Source organism: Rhodospirillales bacterium, assembly GCA_028824295.1.
Lineage (GTDB): Bacteria > Pseudomonadota > Alphaproteobacteria > TMED109 > TMED109 > VXPW01.
In genome coordinates, this window is sequence record JAPPED010000025.1 from 1 (window position 1) to 22,561 (window position 22,561).

23 protein-coding genes and 1 tRNA gene are annotated in these 22,561 nt (G+C 67.2%); 14 read left to right on the forward strand and 10 right to left on the reverse strand.

From position 1 onward, the window contains the following. The 3 genes from OXH60_10395 to recR all read left to right on the forward strand — a co-directional run. Positions 1-1,654 (forward strand): DNA polymerase III subunit gamma/tau (locus tag OXH60_10395; protein MDE0712528.1); only part of this gene is annotated, 1,654 nt, incomplete at its 5' end. Then, positions 1,651-1,968 (forward strand): YbaB/EbfC family nucleoid-associated protein, encoded by a 318-nt coding sequence (locus tag OXH60_10400; GenBank protein ID MDE0712529.1) that lies wholly within the window; start codon positions 1,651-1,653, stop codon positions 1,966-1,968. The genes OXH60_10395 and OXH60_10400, both read left to right, overlap by 4 nt. 9 nt (positions 1,969-1,977) lie before the next feature. Beyond that, entirely contained in the window at positions 1,978-2,595 is a 618-nt protein-coding gene (gene recR / locus OXH60_10405; GenBank protein MDE0712530.1) for a recombination mediator RecR, read from the forward strand. Between the two features lie 10 nt (positions 2,596-2,605). Here recR and OXH60_10410 read toward each other — a convergent pair whose 3' ends face one another. After that, the gene (locus OXH60_10410) at positions 2,606-3,655 is read right to left on the reverse strand and encodes a DNA recombination protein RmuC (GenBank protein MDE0712531.1); all 1,050 of its coding nucleotides are present in this window, start codon (positions 3,653-3,655) and stop codon (positions 2,606-2,608) included. Positions 3,656-3,677: 22 nt separating this feature from the next. Beyond that, the gene (locus OXH60_10415; protein MDE0712532.1) at positions 3,678-4,472 is read right to left on the reverse strand and encodes an SDR family NAD(P)-dependent oxidoreductase; all 795 of its coding nucleotides are present in this window, start codon (positions 4,470-4,472) and stop codon (positions 3,678-3,680) included. Between the two features lie 122 nt (positions 4,473-4,594). On the opposite strand from OXH60_10415, the gene OXH60_10420 reads away from it, so the two are divergent. Beyond that, entirely contained in the window at positions 4,595-5,239 is a 645-nt protein-coding gene (locus tag OXH60_10420) for a biotin transporter BioY (GenBank protein ID MDE0712533.1), read from the forward strand. Between the two features lie 52 nt (positions 5,240-5,291). Here the strand turns inward: OXH60_10420 and recA are convergent, their stop codons facing one another. Next, positions 5,292-6,368, reverse strand: coding sequence for a recombinase RecA (gene recA / locus OXH60_10425; GenBank protein ID MDE0712534.1), 1,077 nt, complete (start codon positions 6,366-6,368; stop codon positions 5,292-5,294). 300 nt (positions 6,369-6,668) lie between these two features. Between recA and OXH60_10430 the strand changes: the two genes are divergently transcribed. Beyond that, positions 6,669-7,661, forward strand: a complete 993-nt coding sequence (locus OXH60_10430) for an alpha/beta hydrolase (protein ID MDE0712535.1) — start codon at positions 6,669-6,671, stop codon at positions 7,659-7,661. 91 nt (positions 7,662-7,752) lie between these two features. On the opposite strand, the gene OXH60_10435 is transcribed toward OXH60_10430, so the two are convergent. After that, positions 7,753-8,481: a haloacid dehalogenase type II gene (locus OXH60_10435; protein MDE0712536.1), complete on the reverse strand. Its 729-nt coding sequence runs from the start codon at positions 8,479-8,481 to the stop codon at positions 7,753-7,755. A 290-nt stretch (positions 8,482-8,771) separates the two neighbouring features. Between OXH60_10435 and pheA the strand changes: the two genes are divergently transcribed. Continuing rightward, positions 8,772-9,542, forward strand: coding sequence for a chorismate mutase (gene pheA, locus OXH60_10440; GenBank protein MDE0712537.1), 771 nt, complete (start codon positions 8,772-8,774; stop codon positions 9,540-9,542). Then, positions 9,539-10,429, forward strand: coding sequence for a prephenate/arogenate dehydrogenase family protein (locus tag OXH60_10445; GenBank protein MDE0712538.1), 891 nt, complete (start codon positions 9,539-9,541; stop codon positions 10,427-10,429). The genes pheA and OXH60_10445 overlap by 4 nt, the downstream gene beginning before the upstream one ends. Here the strand turns inward: OXH60_10445 and OXH60_10450 are convergent. Together OXH60_10450 and OXH60_10455 are read right to left on the reverse strand one after the other, a co-directional pair. Continuing rightward, positions 10,377-11,399, reverse strand: a complete 1,023-nt coding sequence (locus OXH60_10450; protein ID MDE0712539.1) for a DUF2125 domain-containing protein — start codon at positions 11,397-11,399, stop codon at positions 10,377-10,379. The two genes, OXH60_10445 and OXH60_10450, sit on opposite strands and share 53 nt — an antisense overlap. Positions 11,400-11,414: 15 nt before the next feature. Next, positions 11,415-12,398, reverse strand: coding sequence for an NAD-dependent epimerase/dehydratase family protein (locus OXH60_10455; protein MDE0712540.1), 984 nt, complete (start codon positions 12,396-12,398; stop codon positions 11,415-11,417). Positions 12,399-12,481: 83 nt separating this feature from the next. Between OXH60_10455 and OXH60_10460 the strand changes: the two genes are divergently transcribed. Both OXH60_10460 and OXH60_10465 read left to right on the forward strand, forming a co-directional pair. Further along, on the forward strand, positions 12,482-12,793 hold the full coding sequence (locus OXH60_10460) for a YciI family protein (protein MDE0712541.1): 312 nt from the start codon (positions 12,482-12,484) through the stop codon (positions 12,791-12,793). A gap of 102 nt (positions 12,794-12,895) precedes the next feature. Further along, entirely contained in the window at positions 12,896-15,370 is a 2,475-nt protein-coding gene (locus OXH60_10465) for a helicase-related protein (protein MDE0712542.1), read from the forward strand. A 25-nt stretch (positions 15,371-15,395) separates the two neighbouring features. Here the strand turns inward: OXH60_10465 and OXH60_10470 are convergent, their stop codons facing one another. Continuing rightward, positions 15,396-16,568: a fumarylacetoacetate hydrolase family protein gene (locus OXH60_10470; GenBank protein ID MDE0712543.1), complete on the reverse strand. Its 1,173-nt coding sequence runs from the start codon at positions 16,566-16,568 to the stop codon at positions 15,396-15,398. After that, entirely contained in the window at positions 16,568-17,032 is a 465-nt protein-coding gene (msrA, locus tag OXH60_10475; GenBank protein MDE0712544.1) for a peptide-methionine (S)-S-oxide reductase MsrA, read from the reverse strand. The genes OXH60_10470 and msrA overlap by 1 nt, the downstream gene beginning before the upstream one ends. 155 nt (positions 17,033-17,187) lie before the next feature. Here msrA and OXH60_10480 point away from each other — a divergent pair, with 155 nt between their 5' ends. The 3 genes from OXH60_10480 to OXH60_10490 are packed head-to-tail and all read left to right on the forward strand — an operon-like array spanning position 17,188 to position 20,029. Further along, entirely contained in the window at positions 17,188-19,176 is a 1,989-nt protein-coding gene (locus OXH60_10480; protein MDE0712545.1) for a sodium:solute symporter, read from the forward strand. A 51-nt stretch (positions 19,177-19,227) separates the two neighbouring features. Beyond that, positions 19,228-19,455 carry a hypothetical protein gene (locus tag OXH60_10485; protein MDE0712546.1) on the forward strand — a complete coding sequence of 76 codons (228 nt, stop codon included), beginning with the start codon at positions 19,228-19,230 and terminating at the stop codon, positions 19,453-19,455. After that, positions 19,448-20,029, forward strand: a complete 582-nt coding sequence (locus tag OXH60_10490) for a tetratricopeptide repeat protein (protein MDE0712547.1) — start codon at positions 19,448-19,450, stop codon at positions 20,027-20,029. The genes OXH60_10485 and OXH60_10490 overlap by 8 nt, the downstream gene beginning before the upstream one ends. A 21-nt stretch (positions 20,030-20,050) precedes the next feature. Here OXH60_10490 and OXH60_10495 read toward each other — a convergent pair whose 3' ends face one another. Together OXH60_10495 and OXH60_10500 are read right to left on the reverse strand one after the other, a co-directional pair. Next, positions 20,051-20,233: a hypothetical protein gene (locus OXH60_10495; protein MDE0712548.1), complete on the reverse strand. Its 183-nt coding sequence runs from the start codon at positions 20,231-20,233 to the stop codon at positions 20,051-20,053. Positions 20,234-20,258: 25 nt separating this feature from the next. Next, entirely contained in the window at positions 20,259-20,657 is a 399-nt protein-coding gene (locus OXH60_10500; GenBank protein ID MDE0712549.1) for a hypothetical protein, read from the reverse strand. Between the two features lie 259 nt (positions 20,658-20,916). On the opposite strand from OXH60_10500, the gene OXH60_10505 reads away from it, so the two are divergent. Further along, entirely contained in the window at positions 20,917-22,305 is a 1,389-nt protein-coding gene (locus OXH60_10505) for an AarF/ABC1/UbiB kinase family protein (protein ID MDE0712550.1), read from the forward strand. A gap of 162 nt (positions 22,306-22,467) precedes the next feature. After that, a tRNA-Val gene (locus OXH60_10510) sits at positions 22,468-22,542 on the forward strand. The last annotated feature ends 19 nt before the right edge of the window (positions 22,543-22,561 follow it).

Genomic DNA, 22,561 nt, shown 5'->3' on the forward strand with positions numbered 1-22,561 from the left:
CCTGCTCGGCCAGGAAGTGCTGGTTCGCACGTTGACCAACGCGTTCGAGCAGGGGCGAATCGCGCACGCATTCCTCTTTGTCGGGGTGCGTGGTGTCGGCAAGACCACCACTGCGCGTATCATCGCCCGCGGCCTGAACTGTTTGAGCAGCGATAACCCGACGGTTCGCCCGTGCGGCGAATGCGCCTCCTGCACGGAGGCGCTGGCGGAACGGCACTTGGACATTCTCGAAATCGACGGTGCGAGTCACACCGGCGTCGATGACGTGCGGGAACTGACCGACGCCGCGCATTACCGCCCGACGACGGGGCGCTACAAGGTGTACATCGTGGACGAGGTCCACATGTTGTCGCAACAGGCGTTCAACGCGCTTCTCAAGACACTGGAAGAGCCGCCGGCGCACGTCGTGTTCATCTTTTGCACGACGGAGGTGCGGCGCGTTCCGGTGACCGTGCTGTCGCGCTGCCAACGGTTTGATTTGCTGCGGGTTCCGCAGGAACTTCTTGTGGAGCACTTTCGCCGGATTGTGGAGCTGGAGGCAGCGCAAATCGACGATGAGGCGCTGCGGCTGATTGCCCGGGCTGCCGACGGGTCGGTTCGGGACGGGTTGTCCATCCTCGACCAAGCCATCAGCCATCAGGGCGGCGTCATCGAGGCGCCCGCAACGCGGGACATGCTGGGGTTTGCGGATCGCACCCTAGTGTTCGACCTGTTCGAGCGAATCATGGCCGGCGAGGCGGCGGTCGCCCTGGAGCAGCTCACCAGCCTGTATGCCGCCGGGGCCGAGCCGCGCGTCGTTCTGGAAGACATGCTGGGGCTTACCCATTGGCTTTCCCGCATATGCGTGGCGCCGGAAAGCGCGGAGGCGCCCGAGGTGCCCGAACACGAACGGATGCGCGGCCGGGAACTGGCGGAGAAACTGTCCGTGCCGGTATTGGCGCGAACCTGGCAGATGATCCTGCGTGCCCTTGAAGAGGCCGGTTCCGCCCCGGATTCGCGTAGCGCGATCGAGATGGCCGTCATTCGCCTGTGCTTCGTGGCCGACCTGCCGGATCCCGGCGCGTTGGTGCGGCGCCTTGGCACCGAAAGCACGGCAACGGAGGCCGATCCGGCGCCGGCCGCCGCACCGGCACCGGCGCCGTCGCCGGGTGGGCAAGGCCGCGCCGTGGCGGCGCTTCCCGGCGGCTCGCAGGCGGTCGCCGAGCCGGCCAGCGCGCCGCCGCCGCCCCAGGGGTCGGCGGCTCCCGCCACGTTCGAGGATCTCATCGATCGGTTGCGCGACCGCAAGCATGTGCGCCTGGTTTACGGGCTCGAGAATTACGTTCATCTCGTCAGATACGATCCCCACCAGCGGCAACTCGAATACCGGGCGTCGGAGGGGACACCGCAGGGGTTTGTCGAGTCGCTCGCAAAGAACCTCGAACGCACCACCGGGTTTCGCTGGTTACTGGTGCTCGTACAATCCGGTGGACAGGAAACCGTGCGCGAGCAGCGCGTGAAGCAGCACGAGGTGCGTATACGCCATGCCGAAGCCCAATCCATCGTCAAGACAGCGCGCCGGCGGGTTCGCAACCTGCCCGACGGGATGCGGGTAGGCGAGCCGACTGTCAACGAAGTGAGGAAACGGTCGGTGGCCAAGGAGGACCAAGCATGAGTTTTGCCGACCTGCTCGAGAGCATGGGGAGTCTTAAGGAAGGTCTCGCGGACCTGCAGGGAAAATTGCGCGGCCTTGAGTTCACCGGCGAAGGCGGCGCCGGGTTGGTGAGGGTTACCGTCAACGGGGTGGGAGACTGCGTTCGGGTCGAAATCGATCCGTCGCTGACTTCCGATTTGCCGATGCTGCAAGATCTCGTGGTGGCTGCTCAGAATCAGGCGAGAGCACGGATGGAACAGAAGGTGCAGGAAGAAGTGAAGACGACGATGGGCTCGATTCTGCCGATTCCGCCCTGGTTGCTGTCACGGCTCTAACCGTTCCGGATGACCGACCAGACTGAGCCGATTCAGGTACTGGTGGACCGCCTGGCGCGTCTGCCGGGTCTGGGTCCTCGATCGGCGCGACGAATCACGCTCCACCTTCTCAAGCGCCGCAATGCCACCATGCGAGAGGTGATCGAGGCATTGCGGACGGCTGCCGAAGCGGTTCGTCCATGCAGTGTCTGCGGAAGCCTGGATACCAGGGACCCGTGCGGAATATGTCAGGACCCGAAGCGCGATATGCGAGCTCTTTGCGTGGTCGAGGACGTTGCCGACGTGTGGGCACTCGAGCGCGCGCGCGCGTTCTCCGGTCGGTACCACGTGTTGGGCGGTACGCTCAATGCGCTTGACGGCGTGGGGCCCGAGGACTTGACGGTGGAATCCCTGGTGCAGCGAGCGACCGAGCACGGGGTGCAGGAGGTGATTCTGGCACTTTCAGCCACGGTCGACGGACAGGTTACTGCCCACTACGTGGCTGAACGGCTGGGCGGAATCAACGTCCGCGTCACCCGCCTTGCGCAGGGAGTTCCCGTCGGCGGCGAGCTCGACTACCTGGACGAAGGAACGTTGGGTGCCGCGCTGGCTGCCCGGCGTGCATTTGACAGCGCGGACCCGCTCTGAGGTCCTGGCGCTACCGGTCGCCCGCAGGCGGCGTACCCTGAACCGCCGTTGACCCTGCAATTGCCTCCGCGTCGCTGCCGACCTCGACCTCGCGGATCTTTTCTGCCCGGCTCTGAATCTTGCGGCTGGACGTCTCGATGTCCCGCAGGTCCTTGTCCGCCTGTGCGAAGTGCCGCTGGAGGTTGCTTACGCGGGTGTCCAGCCGGTTCAAATCCTGCATCAGATGGCCCAGTTCAACCTGAATCAGGTTGGCGTTCGTCCGAAAGTCGGCGTCGCGGAGTACGCCCCGAATCGTATTGAGAAGTGCCATGGTGGTCGATGGTGAAGCTATCCCGATTCGCGACTCGAACGCGTACTCGACGGTTTTCGGAAAGCTCGCGTGCAGTTCGGCGAACAGCGATTCGCTGGGCAGGAACATCACCGCCCAGTCGGACGTTTCGCCCGGCACGATGTAGCGATCCCGGATGTCGGAAATGTGCTTCTTGACGGCCGCTTCAAGATTCCGCCGAGCGTCCCGCTCCTCCGCGGTGCCGCGAGCCTCAAGGAAGGCACGGAAGCTCGTGATCGGGAATTTCGAATCGATCGCGATGGGCCCCGGCGGGTGCGGCAGCATGACCAGGCAGTCAACCCGATTCCGGTTGGAGAGGGTCCGCTGGAACGCATACGCCCTCGGCGGCAGTGCCTGGTGTACGAGGTTCTCGAGCTGTACTTCGCCGAAGGCGCCGGCGGCCTGCTTGTTGGCCAGCAGGTTCTGCAACTCGATGACATGCGTGTCGAGCTTTTCAATCCGCTTGTGAGCTTCGCGGATTTCACCTATCCGCTCGCGAAGCCCGGCCAGCGTCTGGTTCGTTTCGCTGGCTTGTCGGTCGGACGCCTCGTCAATTGTCTTCCAGCGAAGTTCGAGGGTTTCGACGAATGATTGGATCTTGCCCTCCGTCCGATTGATCGAGTCCCGCAGGGTGACTAGGTCGCCGTCGGGTCGCCGGGGCCGCAGCAGCAGGCCGACGACCAAACAAAGGACGCCGACCGCCGTGCCGATCAGCAGCTCGAGTCCGCTCACATCCATGGTCGGCACAGGAAAATCAGATGTAGTTGCGGACGATTCCGCCATCGACGCGCAACGAGGCCCCGTTGGTTGCTGTCGACGCAGGGCTGCAGACGTAGCAGATCAGGTTCGCCACCTCTTCCGGCGTCGAGTACCGGCCGAGCAGGGAAGAGGTCTTACGAACCGTGAAGGTCTCTCGTTTCAGCTCATCCACCGTGCGCCGCTCGGCCTGCGCCAATCGCTGCAGGCGATCGGACTGGGTCTCGACCCAGGTGGGTCCAGGTAGCACCGAATTGACCGTTACGCCGGTACCGCCCGTTGTTTCGGCCAGCCCGCGCCCGATCGCGAGTTGGGCCGCCTTGCTGAAACCGTACGGGATCATGTCCGGCGGGATGTGAACGCCCGATTCGCTCGAAACGAACACGATTCGGCCCCAGTCCTTCTGCAGCATTGCCGGGAGATAGTGTCGGGCCAGCCGCACGCCGCTCATCACATTCACCTGAAAGTACTCCTGCCATTCCGAGTCATCGAACTCGGCGAACGGGCGCATATGGTAAATGCCGAGATTGTTGACGAGGACATCGACAACCGGCACCGCAGTGGTGATGGCGTGGCAGCCTTCGGCGGTGCCGAGATCGCCCGCAACGGTTCGTATCGATGCACCTGGCCGCCCGGCGCGAAACTTGTCGTCCGCCTGCGCGACACTGTCCGGTGTACGCCCGTGCAGCACCACCCGGGCCCCCATGTCCGCCAGTCCGCAGAGCGTGGCGTAGCCAATGCCCCGGGTCGAACCCGTGACCAGCGCGACGCGGCCGGTGAGATCAAGATCCATGGCTGCTGAACCCGGTTCGCTTGGAAGGGGCGAGCACGGAAACGTCGCGGGCGCGCCCCGGTGCGACCACCGTCGCGGCGCGCGGTAGAATGGGCGTCCCACGAGCTCCCGGAATCAGGTTCATGTCTTCCAACCCCGCTGCTTCCCCTCAGACCTCAACGCTGGCTGCAGAGTTGCTGCCGGCGCCTGCGCTGCCGCGACTGATGCGGGACGCCATGCTGGTGCTCGCGGGATCCGCCATCGTGGCCGCATCAGCGCGCCTGACGATTCCGCTGGAGCCGGTGCCGGTTACGGGGCAGACGTTCGGAGTGTTGGTGGTCGCCATGGCGCTGGGTTCACGACTCGGTACGTTGGCGCTCGCAGCCTACCTGATCGAGGGTCTGGCCGGCCTTCCGGTGTTCGCCGGCGGAGCCTCCGGACCGGGTGCGATTGCGGGCCCGAGCGGCGGGTACCTGATCGGCTACTTGCCGGCAGCCTGGCTGATTGGGCGCTTGGCGGAGCTGGGCTGGGATCGTACCGTGACCCGCACAGCGCTGGCCATGCTGGCAGGCAACATCGCGCTCTACGTGCCTGGGCTGCTGTGGCTCGGGTGGCACGTTTCGGGGTTGCCGGCAGAGGAACTAGGCGGTCAGTCGCTCGTGATGGTGGTCCTGTGGGGCGGCCTGATCCCCTTCATTCCGGGGGACGCCATCAAGCTGGCGCTGGCGGCAGTGGTCATGCCGCTGGGCTGGAAGCTGGCGCGGTGGAAGAGCGGCCAACCGCTCTGAGTCCCTATTCTATCCGGGGCGGCCATGCCGACGCCGGCTGCCCCGGTCCCGATCAGGCCGACATATCGGCCGTTTTTCCCGCTTCCTGGGCTTCCGCGATCGGTCGCAAGCCTTCCGCCTCGCGAATGGCGGCTTCGATGAGATCCGCCACGTCGGGATGTTCGCGAAGGTAGACCTTCGCGTTCTCACGACCCTGACCGATCCGTTCGCTGTCATAGGAGTACCAAGACCCGGCTTTCTCGATCACGCTGTGCTTCACGCCAAGGTCCAGCATCTCGCCCAGTTTGGAAATGCCCTCCCCGTACATGATGTCGAACTCTACGGTCTTGAAGGGAGGGGCCATCTTGTTCTTGACGACGCGGACACGCGTCTGATTGCCGACGACGTCCGCCCCGTTCTTGATCTGCCCGATTCTCCGGATGTCTAGACGCACAGACGCATAGAATTTCAGCGCGTTACCACCGGAGGTGGTCTCGGGACTGCCGTACATCACTCCCACCTTCATCCGGATCTGGTTGATGAAAATCACGATCGTCCGGGATTTGGAGATGGAGCCGGTCAGCTTGCGCAACGCCTGACTCATGAGTCGGGCCTGCAGGCCGACATGGGTGTCCCCCATCTCGCCCTCGAGTTCCGCCCGCGGGACCAGGGCCGCCACACTGTCGATCACCAGGACGTCGATCGCGCCTGACCGCACGAGGCTGTCCGCGATTTCCAGAGCCTGCTCCCCTGCGTCCGGCTGGGACAACAGAAGGTCCTCGACGTTTACTCCGAGCCTCTGCGCGTACATGGGATCCAGCGCGTGCTCGGCGTCGACAAAGGCGCAGATCCCCCCGGTTTTCTGTGCTTCGGCGACCGTATGCAGCGCCAGCGTGGTCTTCCCTGAACTCTCGGGACCATAGATTTCGATGACCCTGCCGCGTGGAAGACCGCCGATGCCAAGCGCCACATCGAGGCCAACCGAACCCGTGGAGACGGCCTCCACCTCAATCGCACGGTCCGTTCCCAGACGCATGATCGAACCTGCGCCGAAATTCCGTTCAATGTCTTTCAGTGCGGCATCAAGATTGCGTTGCCGATCGTCGGTTGGGGTGTTCACATCGATCACCTTGAGGTGGTTTGCAGCCATTCTAGTCTTCCTTTGTCTCGACACGAGACTCACCGAGAGCCAAATTCGTGTTTTCTAAGGCTGAGAATACAAAGGAAACATGAAGGCATCAAGAGGGGAAATATTGTAGTCCTTGTTGCAGAATCTCCGGTCCGCGTGCAACGACGATGCGACCGACCCAAGCGAACGAACGTCGCCAACCCCGAGGACCCGATGCCCGCAGCAATGTTCGCGGTTCGTCCATCTCAAGCCCGCCTGATCGCCGGTTGCGGCAGCCGAGGACGAACTGGGATCGCCGGCCTGCACCAGGAGGCCGCGGGGATGAGGGGGTTTGATCGAGGCTTCCGGGCGGTGTATCGCTGTGCCGGCCGGCTGACGGCTATCCGGGCTCGAGGTTGCGGACCCGGAAGCGGACACAAGCAGGTTCTGACTGTGGGCCATCCCCTCCAGCACCGGACGGCTGCACTGAAGCAAGTCGCAATGCACTATGTCGCCGCCGCAGGTGCCGGCGAGACGATTGTGCTGCTGCACGGTTGGCCGCAGACCTGGTATGCGTGGCGGATGGTCATACCGCACCTTGCCCGGGCAGGCTTTGCCGTGATTGCCCCGGACCTGCGCGGCCTGGGAGACACCTCCCGACCTGCCGATGGCTATGACAGCGGGTCGGTGGCCGGCGACGTGACGGAGCTGCTGCAGAGCCACCTCGCGATCCCGCGCTTTCACCTGGTCGGCCATGACTGGGGAGGTGCGACCGCATTTGCCGTGGCCGCCGCGGCCCCGGCCGCCGTGCGGTCGCTCACGGTTGTCGACGTGACGGTGCCGGGCCTTGGGCCGGACCTGTCGCAGGGCGGGCGTCGCTGGCATCACGCATTTCACATGACCCCGGATCTGCCGGAGGCGCTCACCGAGGGTCGCGAGCGCGTGTATCTCAGCTGGTTCTACCGCGCGTTTTCGCAGCGGCCGGACGCCATCGACACGGCGGCGATCGATGAGTACCTGCGCAGCTACGGCCGTCCCGGTGCGCTCGGTGCAAGCTTCGCCTACTACCGCAGCATCCCAGACACCGTCGCCGCCAACCAGGCGCTGGCGAAGCGCGGTTTTCGTCTCGCGATGCCGGTGCTCGCGGTGGGCGGCGGGTGCACGGCGGCCCGCGGCCGTGCCCGGGAGCCGGCGATTTCGCTGCGGACGATTGCGGACGACGTGACGGAGGCTGTGATCGCCGATTCCGGTCATTTCGTGCCCGAAGAGCAGCCTGCGGCCTTCGCGGACGTCCTGCTTTCATTTCTGGGCGGGCTCCGCAGCACCGGCCCGTGAGCCGGCCGAAGTCCCCGTCTCGGGTCCCCGGCGTCTTCCGGCGCCTATCTCCCTGCGAGCCGCGCCGGCAACCGCGCCTCGAGGGCTCCCGTCAACAGCCGAGCTGAGCGGCCAGATCGAGGAAGTCGCTTGCCGCGACGTCCCAGGCCTCGTCCGGTTCCAGGTCCACCGTCTGTCGAGGTCCGTACTCGGTGGGCCGCGCGACGAACGCCGTGCGCATGCCGCGTCCGCGCGCGGCGCGCAAGTCGTCATTGTGGGCCGCGACCATCATGGTCTCCTGCGGTAGGAGCCCGAGCATCCGGATCGTGGTGTCGTAGACCTCGGCGCGCGGTTTGTACTGGCAGGCCATTTCGGCACCCAGTGGCGCATCCCACGGCAGCCCGGCGTGACGCGCCATGTTGACGATCAGCGCGACGTGTCCATTCGAGAGCGCGGCAAGCAGGAACCGCTCGCGGAGTCGGCGCATACCCTCGGCTGCATCGGGCCAGCCGTCCAGCCGGTGCCACACCCGGTTGAGGTGGCGGCGTTCCTCATCGTTCAGACCGGAGAGTCCGAAACGGGGCAACAAGCCGTCGAGAATCTCTCGGTGCAGGACGTCAAGATGCACGTACTCGCGGACGTTCTCCCGCACCGGCGCCATCGCAGGCTGGTAGCCGGCCCGCCAGGCGTCGGCAAATCCCTCGCAGTCGACCTGGAGGCCCTTCGTGGCGCTCAGGGCCTCGCATTCGCGGATTACCGACCCGCGCCAGTCCACTACGGTGCCGAATACGTCGAAACACAGTGCCTTGACTGCAGCAGGGGAGTCATTGCGATCGTTCATGGGTTCGTCTCCGGCACGTGACGGGCCCGGACGCTACAGCACCTGCGTCGAGGCTGCGCGCAGAATGCAGCGGCCCGTTTGCTGGGAGCAGCGGCGGCGTGGGATTGTCAGCTGTTCGTCGACTAAGATGACGGCCCAGTTTGGCTGCTCTTCCTGCGATTGGATGCGCTAGGGGAAGGAACGTCGGTTTCTCGACCCTCCCGGCGGCAGGACTTGGAAGAAAGCCACACTATGAGACACGGAACTGCCTACGATGCGCCGCCGGTGTGAAACAGCGGAGCCTGCGGGCGATGAGCGGTGAGATGCGACTCGACGACTTGCGTGCTGAAATCGACGGCGTGGACGATCGCATCCACGACCTGCTGATGCGTCGGGCAGAGATCGCATCCATGGTCGGGGAGTCCAAGCGGAAGCAGGCCGGGGACGGGCCGCCGCGGCTGTTTCGGCCGGCTCGGGAGGCCCGGGTGCTTCGCCGGCTCTTGGCCCGGCATCGCGGACCGCTGCCTCGCGCCGTGGTGCAGGATGTCTGGCGCGCGATCATCGCTGGCAACCTCCTGCTGCAGGGGAACATGGCGGTAGCCGTGACGCCCGGCGCCCACGTCCGCTTCGCCCGCGATCACTTCGGATCATGCGTCGACCTTCGGGAAACGCCGGCTGCGGAGGAGGCACTGGCCGCCGTCGCGCAGCACCGGGCCGCAGTTGCCGTGCTGCCGTTTCCGGGTCAACCCGCCGATCACGATCCCGTCTGGTGGCCGGCGATGTTGCAGCATCCAAGTCTCCACATTGTCGGGCAGATCCCGGTGCTTCGATCGCCATCTGCCCCGACCGCCGCTCTCGTCGCCGAACAGGTCCCGGAGGCATCGGACGCGGACGTGACACTCGTAATCACATCTGCGGCGACGGTTCCCGCCGGCGCCGATGCCCCCAGCGTGCTGGCCACGGCCGTCGGCAGCACCGGCACGCTCCGCCTGCTCTCGCTCGAAGGCCATGTGCCGGAGCCGCCCGACTGGGCCGGGCCGGGCGCACGCGTTGCCGGCGTCGTGGCGGCCGGTCTGACATGAGCCGGCCTGAGCCCCTGTTCTCCCGGGTCGCCTACATCGGCTGCGGACTGATCAACAGCTCGCTGGCCAGAGCGCTGACGGCCAGCCGCGTGGCGGGACACCAGGTAGCGTTCGCGCGGACCCGGGCGACGCGGGACCGCGTGCGCGAACTCGGGATCGTGGACACGGTGGCCGACGCGCCGGATGCGGCCGTCGAGGGTGCCGACCTCGTCGTGATCGGCACTCCGGTGTCGGCGTACGGCGAGGTCGCCGCCGCGATCGCGCCGGCGCTCCGGCCCGGTGCCGTCGTTACCGATGTCGGGTCGGTAAAGACTTCGGTGATCCGGGTGGTGGAGCCGCACCTTCCGGACGGGGTCCACTTCGTGCCGGGCCATCCCATCGCCGGGACCGAGAATTCCGGCCCGGACGCGGGCTTCGCGGAGCTCTTCCGCAGCCGGTGGTGCGTCCTGACGCCGACCCCCGAGACCGACGGCTCGGCGGTCGCAAAGGTGCGGCGCATGTGGGAAGCCGTCGGCATGCACGTGGACGAGATGGACCCCGAGCACCATGACCGGGTCCTCGCGATCACGTCGCACGTACCGCACCTGATCGCCTTCTCGATCGTGGGGACGGTCACCCTCCTGGAGGAGCACCTCCAGGCCGAGGTCATGAAGTACGCGGCGGGCGGCTTCCGCGACTTCACGCGGATCGCGGCCAGCGATCCGCAGATGTGGCGCGACATCTTTCTCAGCAACAAGGACGCCGTGCTGGAAATGGTCGCGCGGGCGACTGAGGATCTCGCGAGTCTGCAGCGGCTCATCCGTCACGAGGACGGTGAAGCACTCATCAAGCTGATTACCCGGACCCGCGAAATTCGCCAGGGTGTGATCGCCTTCGAACAGGATTAGGCGCGGGCGCCGGGATCAGAGGCGGGAGCTGCAGGAGCGGCACGCCCGCGACGGTCAGCTCGCCATCCTGCACGGTAACCGGAATCGAGGTTTCCGCTGTGTGGCGCCCGGCTTCGACCGTCGCCGCCTCCGCGGCGCGGGCGGCGGCGGACGGTGTCCATCCTTGGTCCTCAAGAAATCGGATCGCGGCCGGGAAGTTCCCGGTGCTCAGCGTGAATGCACCGAGTGGCCGGCCCGCGCCGTCGAGGGTAACCGTTCCCTGTGCGTCACCCTGGAGCGAACCCCAGGCGATGGTGAACCGGGAAATCTCGAGGATTCCGCCGGCTTGCGCCCAACCCGCCGGATCGGCCAGCGCCCGAAGGCCGGGCGTGGGTGCGAGTGTGCCCTCGAGCAGCGCATACTCGATGGTCGGCTGGGTCGCGGCGCCGCGGGCCACGGAATGACCGCCCTCCAGCTTGCCCGCGGTCTCGAAACCGTCGGGGGTGCGGCGGGCATGCAGTTCCATTCGCTCCAACGACCAGTCCGGTGCCGAAAGGCCGGTCGCCTCGATCGAGATTCGCTCCAGGGCTCCGTCCCGACCGTGGACCAGGCTGGCGCGAAAGACGTCCGAAGCCAGCGCTGTGCCGCCGGGCTCCCGGCCCCACCGGTGGGCGGTGCCCGCCAGCACCACCAGGTGTCGCAGGTTCCAGGGCTGGGCAAAGACCTGAACCCGTTCCGGCGCCCAGCGCCAGTTGTGACCTGTCGCGACCGGCCCCTGCAGGGCCAGTTCCACCCGGTAGGGGAAGCCGCCGACTTCGGCCGTGCCGGGATCCACGACGATGCCCGCTTCGGCGCAGGCGGCGACCACGAGGGTGACGCGCGCGCTCACCGCGTCCGCGACGGCGTGCCACCACAGCGTGTAGCCGCCGGCGGCCAGGAGCAGGCCGGCCGCCGGCAGGAGGATGCGGAGCTTGGCCGCCAGTGCCGGCATGCTGCCCGGCCTTGCTCAGCCGTCGACGTAGTCCCGGATATACGTCTGGATGATATCGTCCACGTTGCGGTCGTTGGGAAGGCCGAGCTGCGCGGAACGGCGGTTGTCCGTGTCCCGCGGCCAGCCGGACGTGACCTTGGCGACCAGCGGGTCCGCGTCGATCGTGACCTCGCCCAGCGATCGGTCGCCCGCCACCCGGTGCAGGGCCTCCAGCATTTCCGTGACGCTCGCCGAGAGTCCCGGCACGTTGACGGTGCGATCGGGGCCGATCTCGTCGCCGTCCAGCTCGGCCATCCGGATCAAACACCCGACGCAGGTTTCGTACCCGATCATCGGCATGCTGGTCTCGGCCGACACCGGACACACGTAGTCGATTCCCGCGAGCGGCTCGCGGATGACCGCGCTCGCGTAGCTGGACAGCGCCATGTTGGGCTTGCCCGCGCGAACGATCACGGTCGCGAGTCGGGCGGCCCGAGCGTCGACGAACCCTTTTCGCGCGTAGTCGTTGACCAGCAGCTCGCCGATCGACTTGCTGACGCCGTAGGTGGTCTGCGGGCTCTGCTTGGTGAAGTCGCCCACGGGCTCGCGAACGTAGTCGCCGCCGAAGGCACCCATGGTCGACGTGAAGACCAGACGCGGCGCCGACCCGACAGCCCGCGCTGCCTCCAGGACGTTGCGAGTGCCCTCGACGTTGACCTGCCAGGCCCCGTCGAAGTCTTCCTCGCAGCCACCGCTGACCATGGCGCCGAGGTGAAAGATGCCGATGTCAGGCCGGTTGATGGCGCCTGCCACCGACGCCGGGTCCGACAGGTCGCCCTTGACGACAGTCGCATCGGGGGCTTCCGGCACCGGTCCCTCGGGCGCCACCGCATCGAACAGCACGATTTCGTCGATGGACTGGCGGGAGCCGCCGGGTCCGGCGAGCTCGCCGCGGGCGGCAAGCGCCCGCGCGAGGCGACGGCCGACGAAGCCGGTGCCGCCCGTGATCACGACCTTCATGGATGATCTCCTGACATTGTCTGTGGTCGATTGTACAGACGCCTATAGAATTGCCGGTATCGCCGCCTCCCCGGAGATCACCAATGCGTTACCTCGTGCTCGCCTGGGACGGGGACGATCCCGATGCGCCCGCCCGCCGCCAGAAGGCGCGTGCTGCGCACATCGCGTGCGCCTCGCGTCTGCAGGCCGAAGGCCATCTCCTTGTCGGCGGCGCCCTGCTCGACGACGACGGCAACATGATCGGCACGGCGGCGATCGCCGACTTCGCAACCCGCGACGAGCTCGACCAATGGATCGCCACCGATCCCTACACGACCGAGGGTGTCTGGAAGAAGGTCTCGGTGACGCCCTACCGGGTCGCCGAGCACTACACGCACCTGTATCAGCCCGACTAAGGCCGGACCGGTCGGCCCACGCGTCCGGGCAACGCGGGATGGCGTCCACGGCGGGGGCGTGCCGCCGGACGTCCACCACCCCACGCCGGGAAGGTGATAGCGGTGGATAGGTACGCCGAAGGGGCGCGGCTGAGGGTAGTGCTCGGGCCTACCAATACCGGCAAGACGCACCTGGCCGTCGACCGGATGCTGGGCCACGCCAGCGGGCTGATCGGATGCCCGTTGCGCCTGCTGGCGCGCGAGATCTATGACCGCATCGTCCGGGTCCGTGGCCGACAGGCAGCGGCGCTGATCACCGGGGAGGAGCGGATTGTTCCGCGCGGTGCGCGCTACTACGCGGCCACCACGGAGGCCATCCCGAGCGATCTCGACGTCGAGTTCCTGGCCGTGGACGAGGTCCAGCTGGCCGCGGACCCGGAACGCGGGCACGTGTTCACGGACCGCCTCCTGCACGCGCGCGGACAGGCGGAAACCATGTTCCTGGGATCCGCGACTGTACGTCCGATTCTCAGGCGCATCCTGCCGGGCGCCGAAATCGAGGAGCGGCCCCGGTTTTCGACCTTGCGCTGGAGCGGCGAGCGCAAGCTGACCCGCCTGCCGCGGCGCACTGCTGTCGTCGCCTTTTCCGCCCATGATGTCTACGGGATCGCCGAGCAGATGCGCAGGCGGCACGGCGGTGCGGCAGTCGTGCTCGGCGCCCTCAGCCCGCGCACCCGCAACGCTCAGGTCGCGCTGTACGAAGCCGGCGAGGTCGACCACCTGGTGGCCACCGACGCCATCGGCATGGGGCTGAACATGGACATCACCCATGTCGCCTTTGCCGGCCGGCGGAAGTTCGACGGCCGCGAGCATCGTGACCTGCTGCCGGCCGAACTCGGCCAGATCGCCGGTCGGGCAGGACGGCACATTCAGGATGGCACGTTCGGGACCACGGCCGGCTGCCCGCCGTTCGATGCGGCCCTGGTCGAGGCGCTGGAAGAGCACCGGTTCGATCCCGTGCGACGCCTCATGTGGCGCAGCCGCGATCTCGATTATTCATCGACCCGGGCGTTCGAGCGAAGCCTGGAGGCACCACCGCCCGACCCATTGTTCGTGCGCGTGCGGGAGGCCGACGATGAACGGTCGTTCAAGGTGCTGGCCAGGGATCCGGGGGTGGCGACCCGCGCGACCAGCCCGGCGCGGATCCGGGTTCTCTGGGACGTCGCCTCGACGCCGGACTTCCGGAAGAACCTGGATGACAGCCACACGAACCTGCTGGCCGACATCTACCTGCGGCTGACCGACGGGCACGGGACGCTGCCGTCGTCATGGACCCATCCGCAGGTGGCCGCGCTCGATCGCGTGGACGGCAGCCTCGACCTGCTGGTCGCCCGCCTGGACCATGTCCGGGTCTGGCGCTACGTCGCCCACCGCGGGCACTGGGTCGAGGATGCCGGCGGCCTGCAGGACCACACCCGCGACGTCGAGGACCGGTTGTCCGACGCGCTGCACGCGGCGCTGACCCGCCGCTTCGTGGACCGCCGGATGGCCACCTTGATGCGGCGCCTGCAGGATTCGGGCGAGCTCGTGGGGGCGGTTCGCCGGGACGGCGAGGTGGTGGTTGAAGGACAGTACGTCGGAACCCTCGCCGGCTTCCGGTTCACGCCCGATGCCGCCCGGGACGAATGGGATGCCCGGCCCGTCCGGACGGCCGCGCGAAAGGCGATCGCAGAGGCGGTGAGGAGCCGCGCGGACCGGTTGGTGGCCGCGGCGGACGACGATGTCCGACTCACGGCGGACGGGCAGCTGTGCTGGGAGGGGGCGCCGGTCGCGAAACTCCTCCGTGGCCAGTCGTGGTGGCGTCCCGAGGTGAAACTGGACGCCGACGACCTGCTCGACGGGACCGTCCGGCGGCGGGTCGAGCAGCGTCTGCGGGCGTGGCTCAGGGGACATGTCGATGGGGTCCTGTCGCCGCTGGTGGCGCTTGCGGACCGCTCGCTGCCCGCTTCGGTGCGGGGTCTCGCCTGGCGGCTTCGGGAGGAGGCCGGGGTACTGGCCCGCCGCGAGGTGCAGGCCGCGCTTACCACGCTGACGCGCGCGGATCGCGCCTGTCTCCGCCGGCTCGGTGTCCGGGTGGGCCGGGAAAGCCTCGATCTTCCCGCCCTCCGGCAGGGAGAGCGCGGGGCGATGGTGTGGATGCTCAAGGCACTGAGCGTCGACCAGGCCTGCCTGCCGCCGGAGGTGCCGTGGTGCGATGCCACCACCTGCCCGCCCGCGCTGTGGACCGCCGCCGGGTACGTGGCGGTCGGTCGGGTGGCGGGCCGCGTCGAGGTCGTGGAGAAGCTCTCGGGTCGACTGGCGCGCCGCGCCAGGAGCGGTCCGTTCGCCTTCGATCCGCTGGCCGAGACCGGGTTACCCGCGGACCCGGCCGCCCGGCTGATGGGGAGCCTGGGGTACCAGCGGACCGGAGTTCAGGAAGGGCAAACGCTCTGGGTGCGCCGGCGCAACGGCAAGCGGGGCCGGAAGGGGCAACCCGCTAGGCCGTCCGCGGACCGTCCCTTCGCCGTCTTGGCCGAACTCAAGGCCCCGGCGCGCTGATCGCAGCGCCGCTGCTGGCCGGCGCCTAGGCCTGCAGGAGACCCCGGGCCGCGAGGTTCGCCATCAACGCCCGGCTGCCGAACTCCCATGGCGGGCACTGGTCCGTCGGGAGGACCCGGTTGATCAGGCCACCGAACTGCGGGGAGCGGATCCTGACGACATCGTGTGCATGGTGCGTGAAGCCGGAGCCGGGCGTGCCGCGATCCTGGGTCGGGGCAAACATGGTGCCGAGAAACAGCACCGCGCCGTCGGGAAACGGGTGGTGGCGATTCACCAGCTGCCCGGCGAGATCAGCGGGAGTCCGCGAGATCAACGTCATGGAGATGGTGTCGTCCAGCCGGAAGCCGTCGGTGCCGTCGACTTCAAGCCGGACTTCCACGGCACCTGCGTCGTCGAGCCCGAAGTTCTCGTCGAAGAGCCGGATGAACGGCCCGATTGCGCAGCTCGCGTTGTTGTCCTTGGCGCGCCCGAGCAGCAGCGCGGAGCGACCCTCGAAGTCCCGGAGGTTGACGTCGTTGCCGAGCGTGGCGCCCTGCACCCTGCCGTCGGAGGCGATGACCAGGACCACTTCCGGTTCGGGGTTGTTCCAAGCTGAATCCGGGTGCACGCCGATGTCCGCGCCAGTGCCCACCGCGGCCATCGGCTGCGCCTTCGTGAACAGTTCCGCGTCCGGGCCTAGTCCGACCTCGAGATACGGCGACCAGAGATTGCGGGCGCTCAGATGCTGCTTGAGCTCGGCGGCTTCCGGGCTTCCGGGGCGGACCTCGGCGATGCTGGACCCGAGAATGCCGGTCATCTCGGCCCGCGCGGTCTCGGCCCGGGAGGGATCTCCCTGGGCATGCTCTTCGATCACGCGTTCGAGCATGCTCCGGACGAAGGTCACGCCGGAAGCCTTGATCGCCTGGAGGTCGACCGGCGCCAGCAGTCTGGGCCGGTCATCGCTGCCGCTTGCGGTCGCGGCGAGGCAGTCCTCGAGGTCGGCGATCCGCGCGCCCGACGCAGCCCGCAGCGCCGCGGCCGGATCCGGTTCCTCGATCAAGTCGCGCATGGTGGCCCAGCTGCCGGTCACGTCGACCACGCCGCCGGGGTCTAGGCGGACCACGCTCGGTCCCGCTACATCGGGTCGCCAGACGCGGCCTGCGAACGTCCCTTCTCCGAAGTCCTCCGGGAGGACGTCAGCGGCCGCGAAGAGAGTCATCAGACTCTCGTTCCGTGCCGTTTTTCCTCGTACTGCTGGTGGTAGTCCTCGGCCAGCCAGAAATGTCCCGCGTCGACGATGTCGGTGGTCACCGGTCGGGCAAATCGAGCCTCCCGCGTGACCCGCTCGCGAGACGCGCTGGCGAGCATCGTCTGGCCGAAGTCGACGGGAAAGAGCACCGAACGGTACTGCGTACCGACGTCCGGGCCCTGCCGGTCGCCCTGGGTCGGGTCATGGATCTTCCAGAACATTTCCAGCAGGTCCTCGTAGCCGACGGCAGCCGGATCAAACTCGACCCGCACGGTTTCGGCATGCCCGGTCGTGCCCGTGCAGACATCTTCGTACGTGGGATCGGCCTGGGTGCCGCCCATGTACCCCACGGAGGTCGAACGCACGCCGTCGACCTTCCGGAAGGCGGTTTCGACACCCCAAAAGCATCCAGCGGCGAAGTATGCAACGGCCATAGCAGTCTCCTTGTGCGCCATCCTTGCCCCCCGTTCCCATTTCGTCAATCACCCGACGGCCCGGAAATCGCCCCCATCCGGTTTGCGGCGCCGTGCCGGTTATGGAAGAGTCCGAGTTGATCCGGAACGGGATCGCACCGCTGGGAGGCTCAGCCATGGACTCCATTGCACAGGCGCTGGCAAGCCCAAAGATGATTTGGCTTGCCATCTTCGTCGTTCTGTACTGGGGATACTGCATCTTCTGGGGGGTCAAGGGCGCGATCGCGTCCCGTACCGCGTCGGACTACTTCATCGCCGGTCGGCGGATTTCCATCCTGGTCTTTGTGCTCGCCGCCACCGCGACTTCCTTCTCGGGCTGGACGTTCATGGGGCATCCCGGCCTGATCTATCGGGACGGATTTCCCTACGCGTACGCGTCGTTCTACGCCATCACGATCCCGTTCACCGGCGTGCTGTTCCTCAAACGGCAGTGGATGATCGGCAAGCGTTTCGGGTTCGTGACGCCCGGCGAGATGCTGTCCACGTACTTCCGCTCGGACGCGATCCGCGTCCTCGTGGTCATCGTGGCGCTGGTGTTCTCGATTCCGTACCTGGGCGTGCAGCTGCGCGCGTCAGGTTTCCTGTTCAACGTGCTGACCGACGGCCTGCTCAACGTCGAAGTCGGCATGTGGCTGCTGTCGCTGGTGGTGCTGATCTACGTGGCGTCGGGCGGGCTGCGCGCCGTTGCGTACGTCGACACGCTCCAGTGCATCCTGCTGGCGGGCGGGATCGTGATCATCGGGATCGTGACACTTGCCTACGTCGGCGGCATCGGCAACCTGGTGGACGGCATCAAGGTGCTCGCCGAACATGACACCAAGCTCACCCCCGACGGCTACAGCCACTATGTCGCGATTCCGGGGGTGATCCAGTTCGTGGAGGCCGGTCCGTCCGCGGTTGGCGGCGCTTGGACCGGCATCATGGTGCTCACCTACATGTTCGCGCTGATGGGCATCCAGGCAGCGCCCGCCTTCACGATGTGGGCGTACTCGAACCGCGACCCGAAGCCGTTCGCGCCGCAGCAGGTCTGGGCATCGTCCTTCGGAATCGGCTTGATCCTGTTCACGTTCACCGCCATCCAGGGCATGGGTGGACACCTCCTGGGCGCCGATGCGGCGTTCCTGGCGTCGGCCCCGGAGGCCGTGACCAATGTCATCGGCCCCGGCCTCGCCACCGGCGACCTCATGACCGAGGCCGGCAAGCAGGGGATGCTGGTGCCACAGCTCATCAACCTGCTGGAGGGAACCGCCCCGTGGCTGCTGGCGCTGCTATCGGTGTGCGCGCTGGCCGCCATGCAGTCGACCGGCGCCGCCTACATGTCGACGGCCGGCGGCATGCTGACCCGCGACCTGATCAAGCATTACCTGATCCCGGACGCCAGCCACACCGCCCAGAAGGCCTACGGCCGGATCGGCGTCGCGTTCATCGTGATCGCCGCGCTGGTGGTGGCGACCGTCTCGAGTGACGCGCTCGTGCTGCTGGGCGGCCTTGCCGTTGCCTACGGTTTCCAGATGTGGCCGTCGTTGATCGCGGTGTGCTGGTGGCCGTGGCTGACCCGCGCCGGGGTGGTCTTCGGGCTGATCGCCGGCCTTGTCGCGGTCACGCTGACCGAAAATCTCGGTCGGGACTGGTTCGGAATCGAAGCCTGGGGTCGATGGCCGCTGACCATCCATTCCGCCGGTTGGGGGATCATCTTCAACCTCGGCATCGCCGTGATCGTGTCATACTTCACGCAGGACGAGACGGAGACACGGCACCGGATGACGTTCCACTCGTTCCTGCGCGAGCATGCCGCGCTGCCGGAGGAGAAACGGTCCCTGGTGCCGATCGCGTGGATCATCACGCTGGCGTGGTTCTTCTTCGGAATCGGGCCCGGCGCCGTCATCGGCAACTGGATCTTCGGCGATCCGAACATGCCGAGCGAATGGATCTTCGGCATTCCGTCGATCTGGGCATGGCAGATCCTGTTCTGGGCGATCGGCGTCTACATGATGTGGATGCTGGCCTACCGGATGGAACTTTCCACGCCACCCAGGACGGCGGTGCAGCCGATCACGGAGGACATCGGCGACCAGCCGGCGCCCGCCACCAGCACGGCGTCGTAGCGCTGTGACGGGGGCGCGCCTGGCGCGCCCCCGTCCCGCGGGAGGCTCGGCATGGCGTGGTTCGTGCTGACCACCGGACTGCTCGCGGCCGCATTGTGGATACCGGTGTCGCGACTGGTCTGGACCCTCAGTGTCCGGCGCCTCGAGCGGCGCGCCAAGCGCCGTCTCGACGCCGCGGAAATTGCCGGCCAGAAGCGCCGGGCCGGTTTCATCGCGTTTCTGGTCGTGGTGCCGTTCGCGTTGCTGTTCAACTTCTGGCTGCTGTTGCCCGATGCCTGACCGCCGGTACCGGGTGCTGTACTGGATCGCGATCGCGATGGCGGCGTTTACGGTCGTCTGGATGCTGGCGGAGTATCTGGATGTCGCCGGCAAGTATCCCGGCCGCATCGCCTACCGCGAAGGAAACCGGGCGTTCCTGGACGGGCGGTACGAGGAGGCGCTGCAAAAGTACGGGGCCGCGTTGTCCGAGGACGCGCGCAATGTGTACGCGGCGGAAGGCATCGCCCGCAGCCTGCAACGGCTCCAACGGCACGACGCTGCCCTTGCCGCCTTCGACGACGCCCTCGCGATCGACCCGGAGTTCGCGGCCGGGATCGCCAATCGCGGCATTCTGCTGGACACGATGGGGCGCCATGCGGACGCGCTCAAGGCGTACCAGGCGGCGCTGGCAATCGACCCGGACCTGTCGGACGGCATGCACTGGATCGACCGGCTCCTATACAACGTGCAAGTGCGGCCGCCGACCATCGAGGATCGCATGCGCTACCTCGAGGAGCAGTTGGCCCTGCCGGCACATCGTCGGGTGCTGGTCCGGCCGCTCGAAGACCTGCTGCAGCGTCCGTACGAACGCTGACGGAGCGACAGCGCGTGCGGCCTATCCGAAAACGGGAAGGCCCAGGATATCGACCGCCAGCACCCGGAGCGCGAAGATCAGGGCAATACAACCGAAGAGGAGCCGCACCCAGTCGCGCTCGCCCTCCTCGTCCCGGAAGGTAATCCCGTGCCAGGCAATCGCGCCGGTCGCGGCGAGGAAGACCCAGTCGAGCAGCGCATCCATGGCGGCGGTCGGACGGTTTCCGGGGTCAGTAGCAGGGCGGGAAGAAACAGCCTTCGGGCGGGTTGCCAGCAGCGGCCAGCGCGACTACGAGCGCGACGACTCCGAGGACCAGCCCGCCGGCAATGACGCCTTGGCGCGGCGACGGAGTGGGCGGAGCAACGGCATCCGCCAGCGCTTGCGGGGGCACCCCTCGCCGCAGCGTCAGCCGGGCATAATGGCGGACCCACACCGGCACGACCTTGCCCACGAGGTAGGCAGTGAACGCCCGCTCCACGGCCGCGGGATCGAGATCGCCAAACCAGTTCCGATGCGCCAGCGCGAACACCTGGTACTCCGCGATGTCGAGCTGCTGCGCCGCGCCGAGCACGAGGTCTAGGTCTTGGCGGCCTGGGGTGCCAGGAATTCCTAGCCGCTTCGAATGCATCTTCCCGGTCCCGTAAGCGCGGTGTCAGTGTCAGAATACCCATGAACTAGGTCTTCCGGCGGCCGTACCCCGTCGCGGGCGCGGCAAATGTGCCGGCCGTGGGCAGTCGGGGTGCACCCTGTTCCGGGGCCGCCGCCTCCTCCGGATCTCTGCCCGGGCGGGCCGGCTGGCGGGTGCGGGTACGCGCTGGGCGCGAAATGCCCCGCGATTTGGGCTATTTCAAGCTTGCATATGGTGGGGGGCCACACCGGGGAACACGATGGGTCAGGACGGCGACAAGCCCGGTGGGGAGGCGGTTGACGCCCGGGTCGGCGGGCAGGCGCGGCGGCATGCCCGCCTCGGCTTGGAAGCCGGCCGGGTGGCCGCTCGCTACGTCGGAAGGCGGGCCAGTGGCCGCCAAGACGACGGCGTATCCGGGGCATCTGAATTAGTCCGAGCGCTGGGGGGTCTCAAGGGGCCCATCATGAAAGTCGCCCAGTTGCTGGCGGCGGTCCCCGACCTGCTGCCGCCGGAGTACGCCAAGCAGCTGAGCACCCTCCAGGCCGATGCTCCCCCGATGGGATGGCTGTTCGTGCGCCGGCGCATGGCGTCGGAACTCGGCCCCCGCTGGCAGGATCACTTCGAGGAATTCGGACGAACGGCGGCGCATGCGGCATCACTCGGGCAGGTCCATCGTGCCCGCGCCGGCGGACGCTACCTGGCACTCAAGCTGCAGTACCCCGACATGGTCTCGACGGTGCAGGCCGATCTCAAGCAGCTCCGGTTCTTCCTCCGTTTGTACGGTCGCTACGATCGCGCGATCCACACGAGCGAGATCTACGCGGAACTGGCTGCGCGGCTGCAGGAGGAACTCGACTACGAGCGCGAGCGGCGGACGATGCGGATGTTCGCGAACATGCTGGCCTCGACGGACGGTGTCCGGGTTCCTGAGCCGGTCGAGACGCTTTGTACCGACCGGCTGCTCACCATGAGCTGGCTGGAAGGCCGGCGCCTCAACGAATTCGCGGACGCCCCGCAGGAGGTGCGGGACCAGGCAGCGCTCCGGCTGTTCCACGCGTGGTACCAGCCGTTCTACTGGTACGGCGTGATTCATGGCGACCCGCACCCCGGCAATTATTCACTGGCAGAGGATGGAGCCCTCAACCTCCTCGACTTCGGATGCGTGCGCAGCTTCGAGGCACGATTTGTCGAAGGTGTGATCAATCTCTATCGGGCCAAACGCGATCTCGACAGGGAACTGGCTGTCGCTGCCTACGAATCATGGGGTTTCACCGGCCTCTCGCGCGAGATGCTGGATGTACTCGACCTTTGGGCCGATTACCTTTATGCGCCGCTGCTTGATGACCAGACCCGCCCGATACAGGAAGGCACCACGGAAGGTCGCCGGGTCGTCGTGCATGTCCATCGGGAACTGCGGCGCTTGGGCGGCGTGAAACCCCCACGGGAATTCGTGCTGGTCGACCGGGCCGCGATCGGCTTGGGGTCGGTCTTCACCACCCTCGGTGCCCAGCTCAACTGGCATCGGCTGATCGAGGAGATCATGGGCGGCTTTTCCGTGGAGGCGCTCACCCGCAACCAGAAGCGCGCCTTGCAACAGGCGGGTCTCGAGCCGGTCAATGCCGGGTCGGAAGAACCTGCGACCGGATGAACCAGACGGCCGGCGCCGGCCGGACCCCTGGGATCGAACTCACTCCTCGCTGGTTTCGACCGGCCAGGCCATTCGCCACCGTGCCCCGAAGGGCTTGCTCCAACCTACGCCGGCGGTTGGCTGGGGCGGAACGCGTGCCTATAGTCGGAAGCCGCATTCAGCGGGCGCGTAGCTCAGCGGGAGAGCACTACGTTGACATCGTAGGGGTCGCTGGTTCAATCCCAGCCGCGCCCACCACCATTTGTGTCGGTATCGG

Coding starts and splice junctions, on each gene's coding strand:
- recR (MDE0712530.1), top strand. CDS start 1,978: ATGACCGACCAGACTGAGCCGATTCAGGTACTGGTGGACCGCCTGGCG.
- OXH60_10455 (MDE0712540.1), bottom strand. CDS start 12,398: ATGAAGGTCGTGATCACGGGCGGCACCGGCTTCGTCGGCCGTCGCCTC.
- OXH60_10485 (MDE0712546.1), top strand. CDS start 19,228: ATGGCGTGGTTCGTGCTGACCACCGGACTGCTCGCGGCCGCATTGTGG.
- OXH60_10470 (MDE0712543.1), bottom strand. CDS start 16,568: ATGACTCTCTTCGCGGCCGCTGACGTCCTCCCGGAGGACTTCGGAGAA.
- OXH60_10435 (MDE0712536.1), bottom strand. CDS start 8,481: ATGAACGATCGCAATGACTCCCCTGCTGCAGTCAAGGCACTGTGTTTC.
- OXH60_10460 (MDE0712541.1), top strand. CDS start 12,482: ATGCGTTACCTCGTGCTCGCCTGGGACGGGGACGATCCCGATGCGCCC.
- OXH60_10415 (MDE0712532.1), bottom strand. CDS start 4,472: ATGGATCTTGATCTCACCGGCCGCGTCGCGCTGGTCACGGGTTCGACC.
- OXH60_10505 (MDE0712550.1), top strand. CDS start 20,917: ATGGGTCAGGACGGCGACAAGCCCGGTGGGGAGGCGGTTGACGCCCGG.
- OXH60_10430 (MDE0712535.1), top strand. CDS start 6,669: ATGAGGGGGTTTGATCGAGGCTTCCGGGCGGTGTATCGCTGTGCCGGC.
- OXH60_10445 (MDE0712538.1), top strand. CDS start 9,539: ATGAGCCGGCCTGAGCCCCTGTTCTCCCGGGTCGCCTACATCGGCTGC.
- recA (MDE0712534.1), bottom strand. CDS start 6,368: ATGGCTGCAAACCACCTCAAGGTGATCGATGTGAACACCCCAACCGAC.
- OXH60_10420 (MDE0712533.1), top strand. CDS start 4,595: ATGTCTTCCAACCCCGCTGCTTCCCCTCAGACCTCAACGCTGGCTGCA.
- pheA (MDE0712537.1), top strand. CDS start 8,772: ATGAGCGGTGAGATGCGACTCGACGACTTGCGTGCTGAAATCGACGGC.
- OXH60_10450 (MDE0712539.1), bottom strand. CDS start 11,399: ATGCCGGCACTGGCGGCCAAGCTCCGCATCCTCCTGCCGGCGGCCGGC.
- OXH60_10500 (MDE0712549.1), bottom strand. CDS start 20,657: ATGCATTCGAAGCGGCTAGGAATTCCTGGCACCCCAGGCCGCCAAGAC.
- OXH60_10480 (MDE0712545.1), top strand. CDS start 17,188: ATGGACTCCATTGCACAGGCGCTGGCAAGCCCAAAGATGATTTGGCTT.
- OXH60_10490 (MDE0712547.1), top strand. CDS start 19,448: ATGCCTGACCGCCGGTACCGGGTGCTGTACTGGATCGCGATCGCGATG.
- msrA (MDE0712544.1), bottom strand. CDS start 17,032: ATGGCCGTTGCATACTTCGCCGCTGGATGCTTTTGGGGTGTCGAAACC.
- OXH60_10495 (MDE0712548.1), bottom strand. CDS start 20,233: ATGGATGCGCTGCTCGACTGGGTCTTCCTCGCCGCGACCGGCGCGATT.
- OXH60_10400 (MDE0712529.1), top strand. CDS start 1,651: ATGAGTTTTGCCGACCTGCTCGAGAGCATGGGGAGTCTTAAGGAAGGT.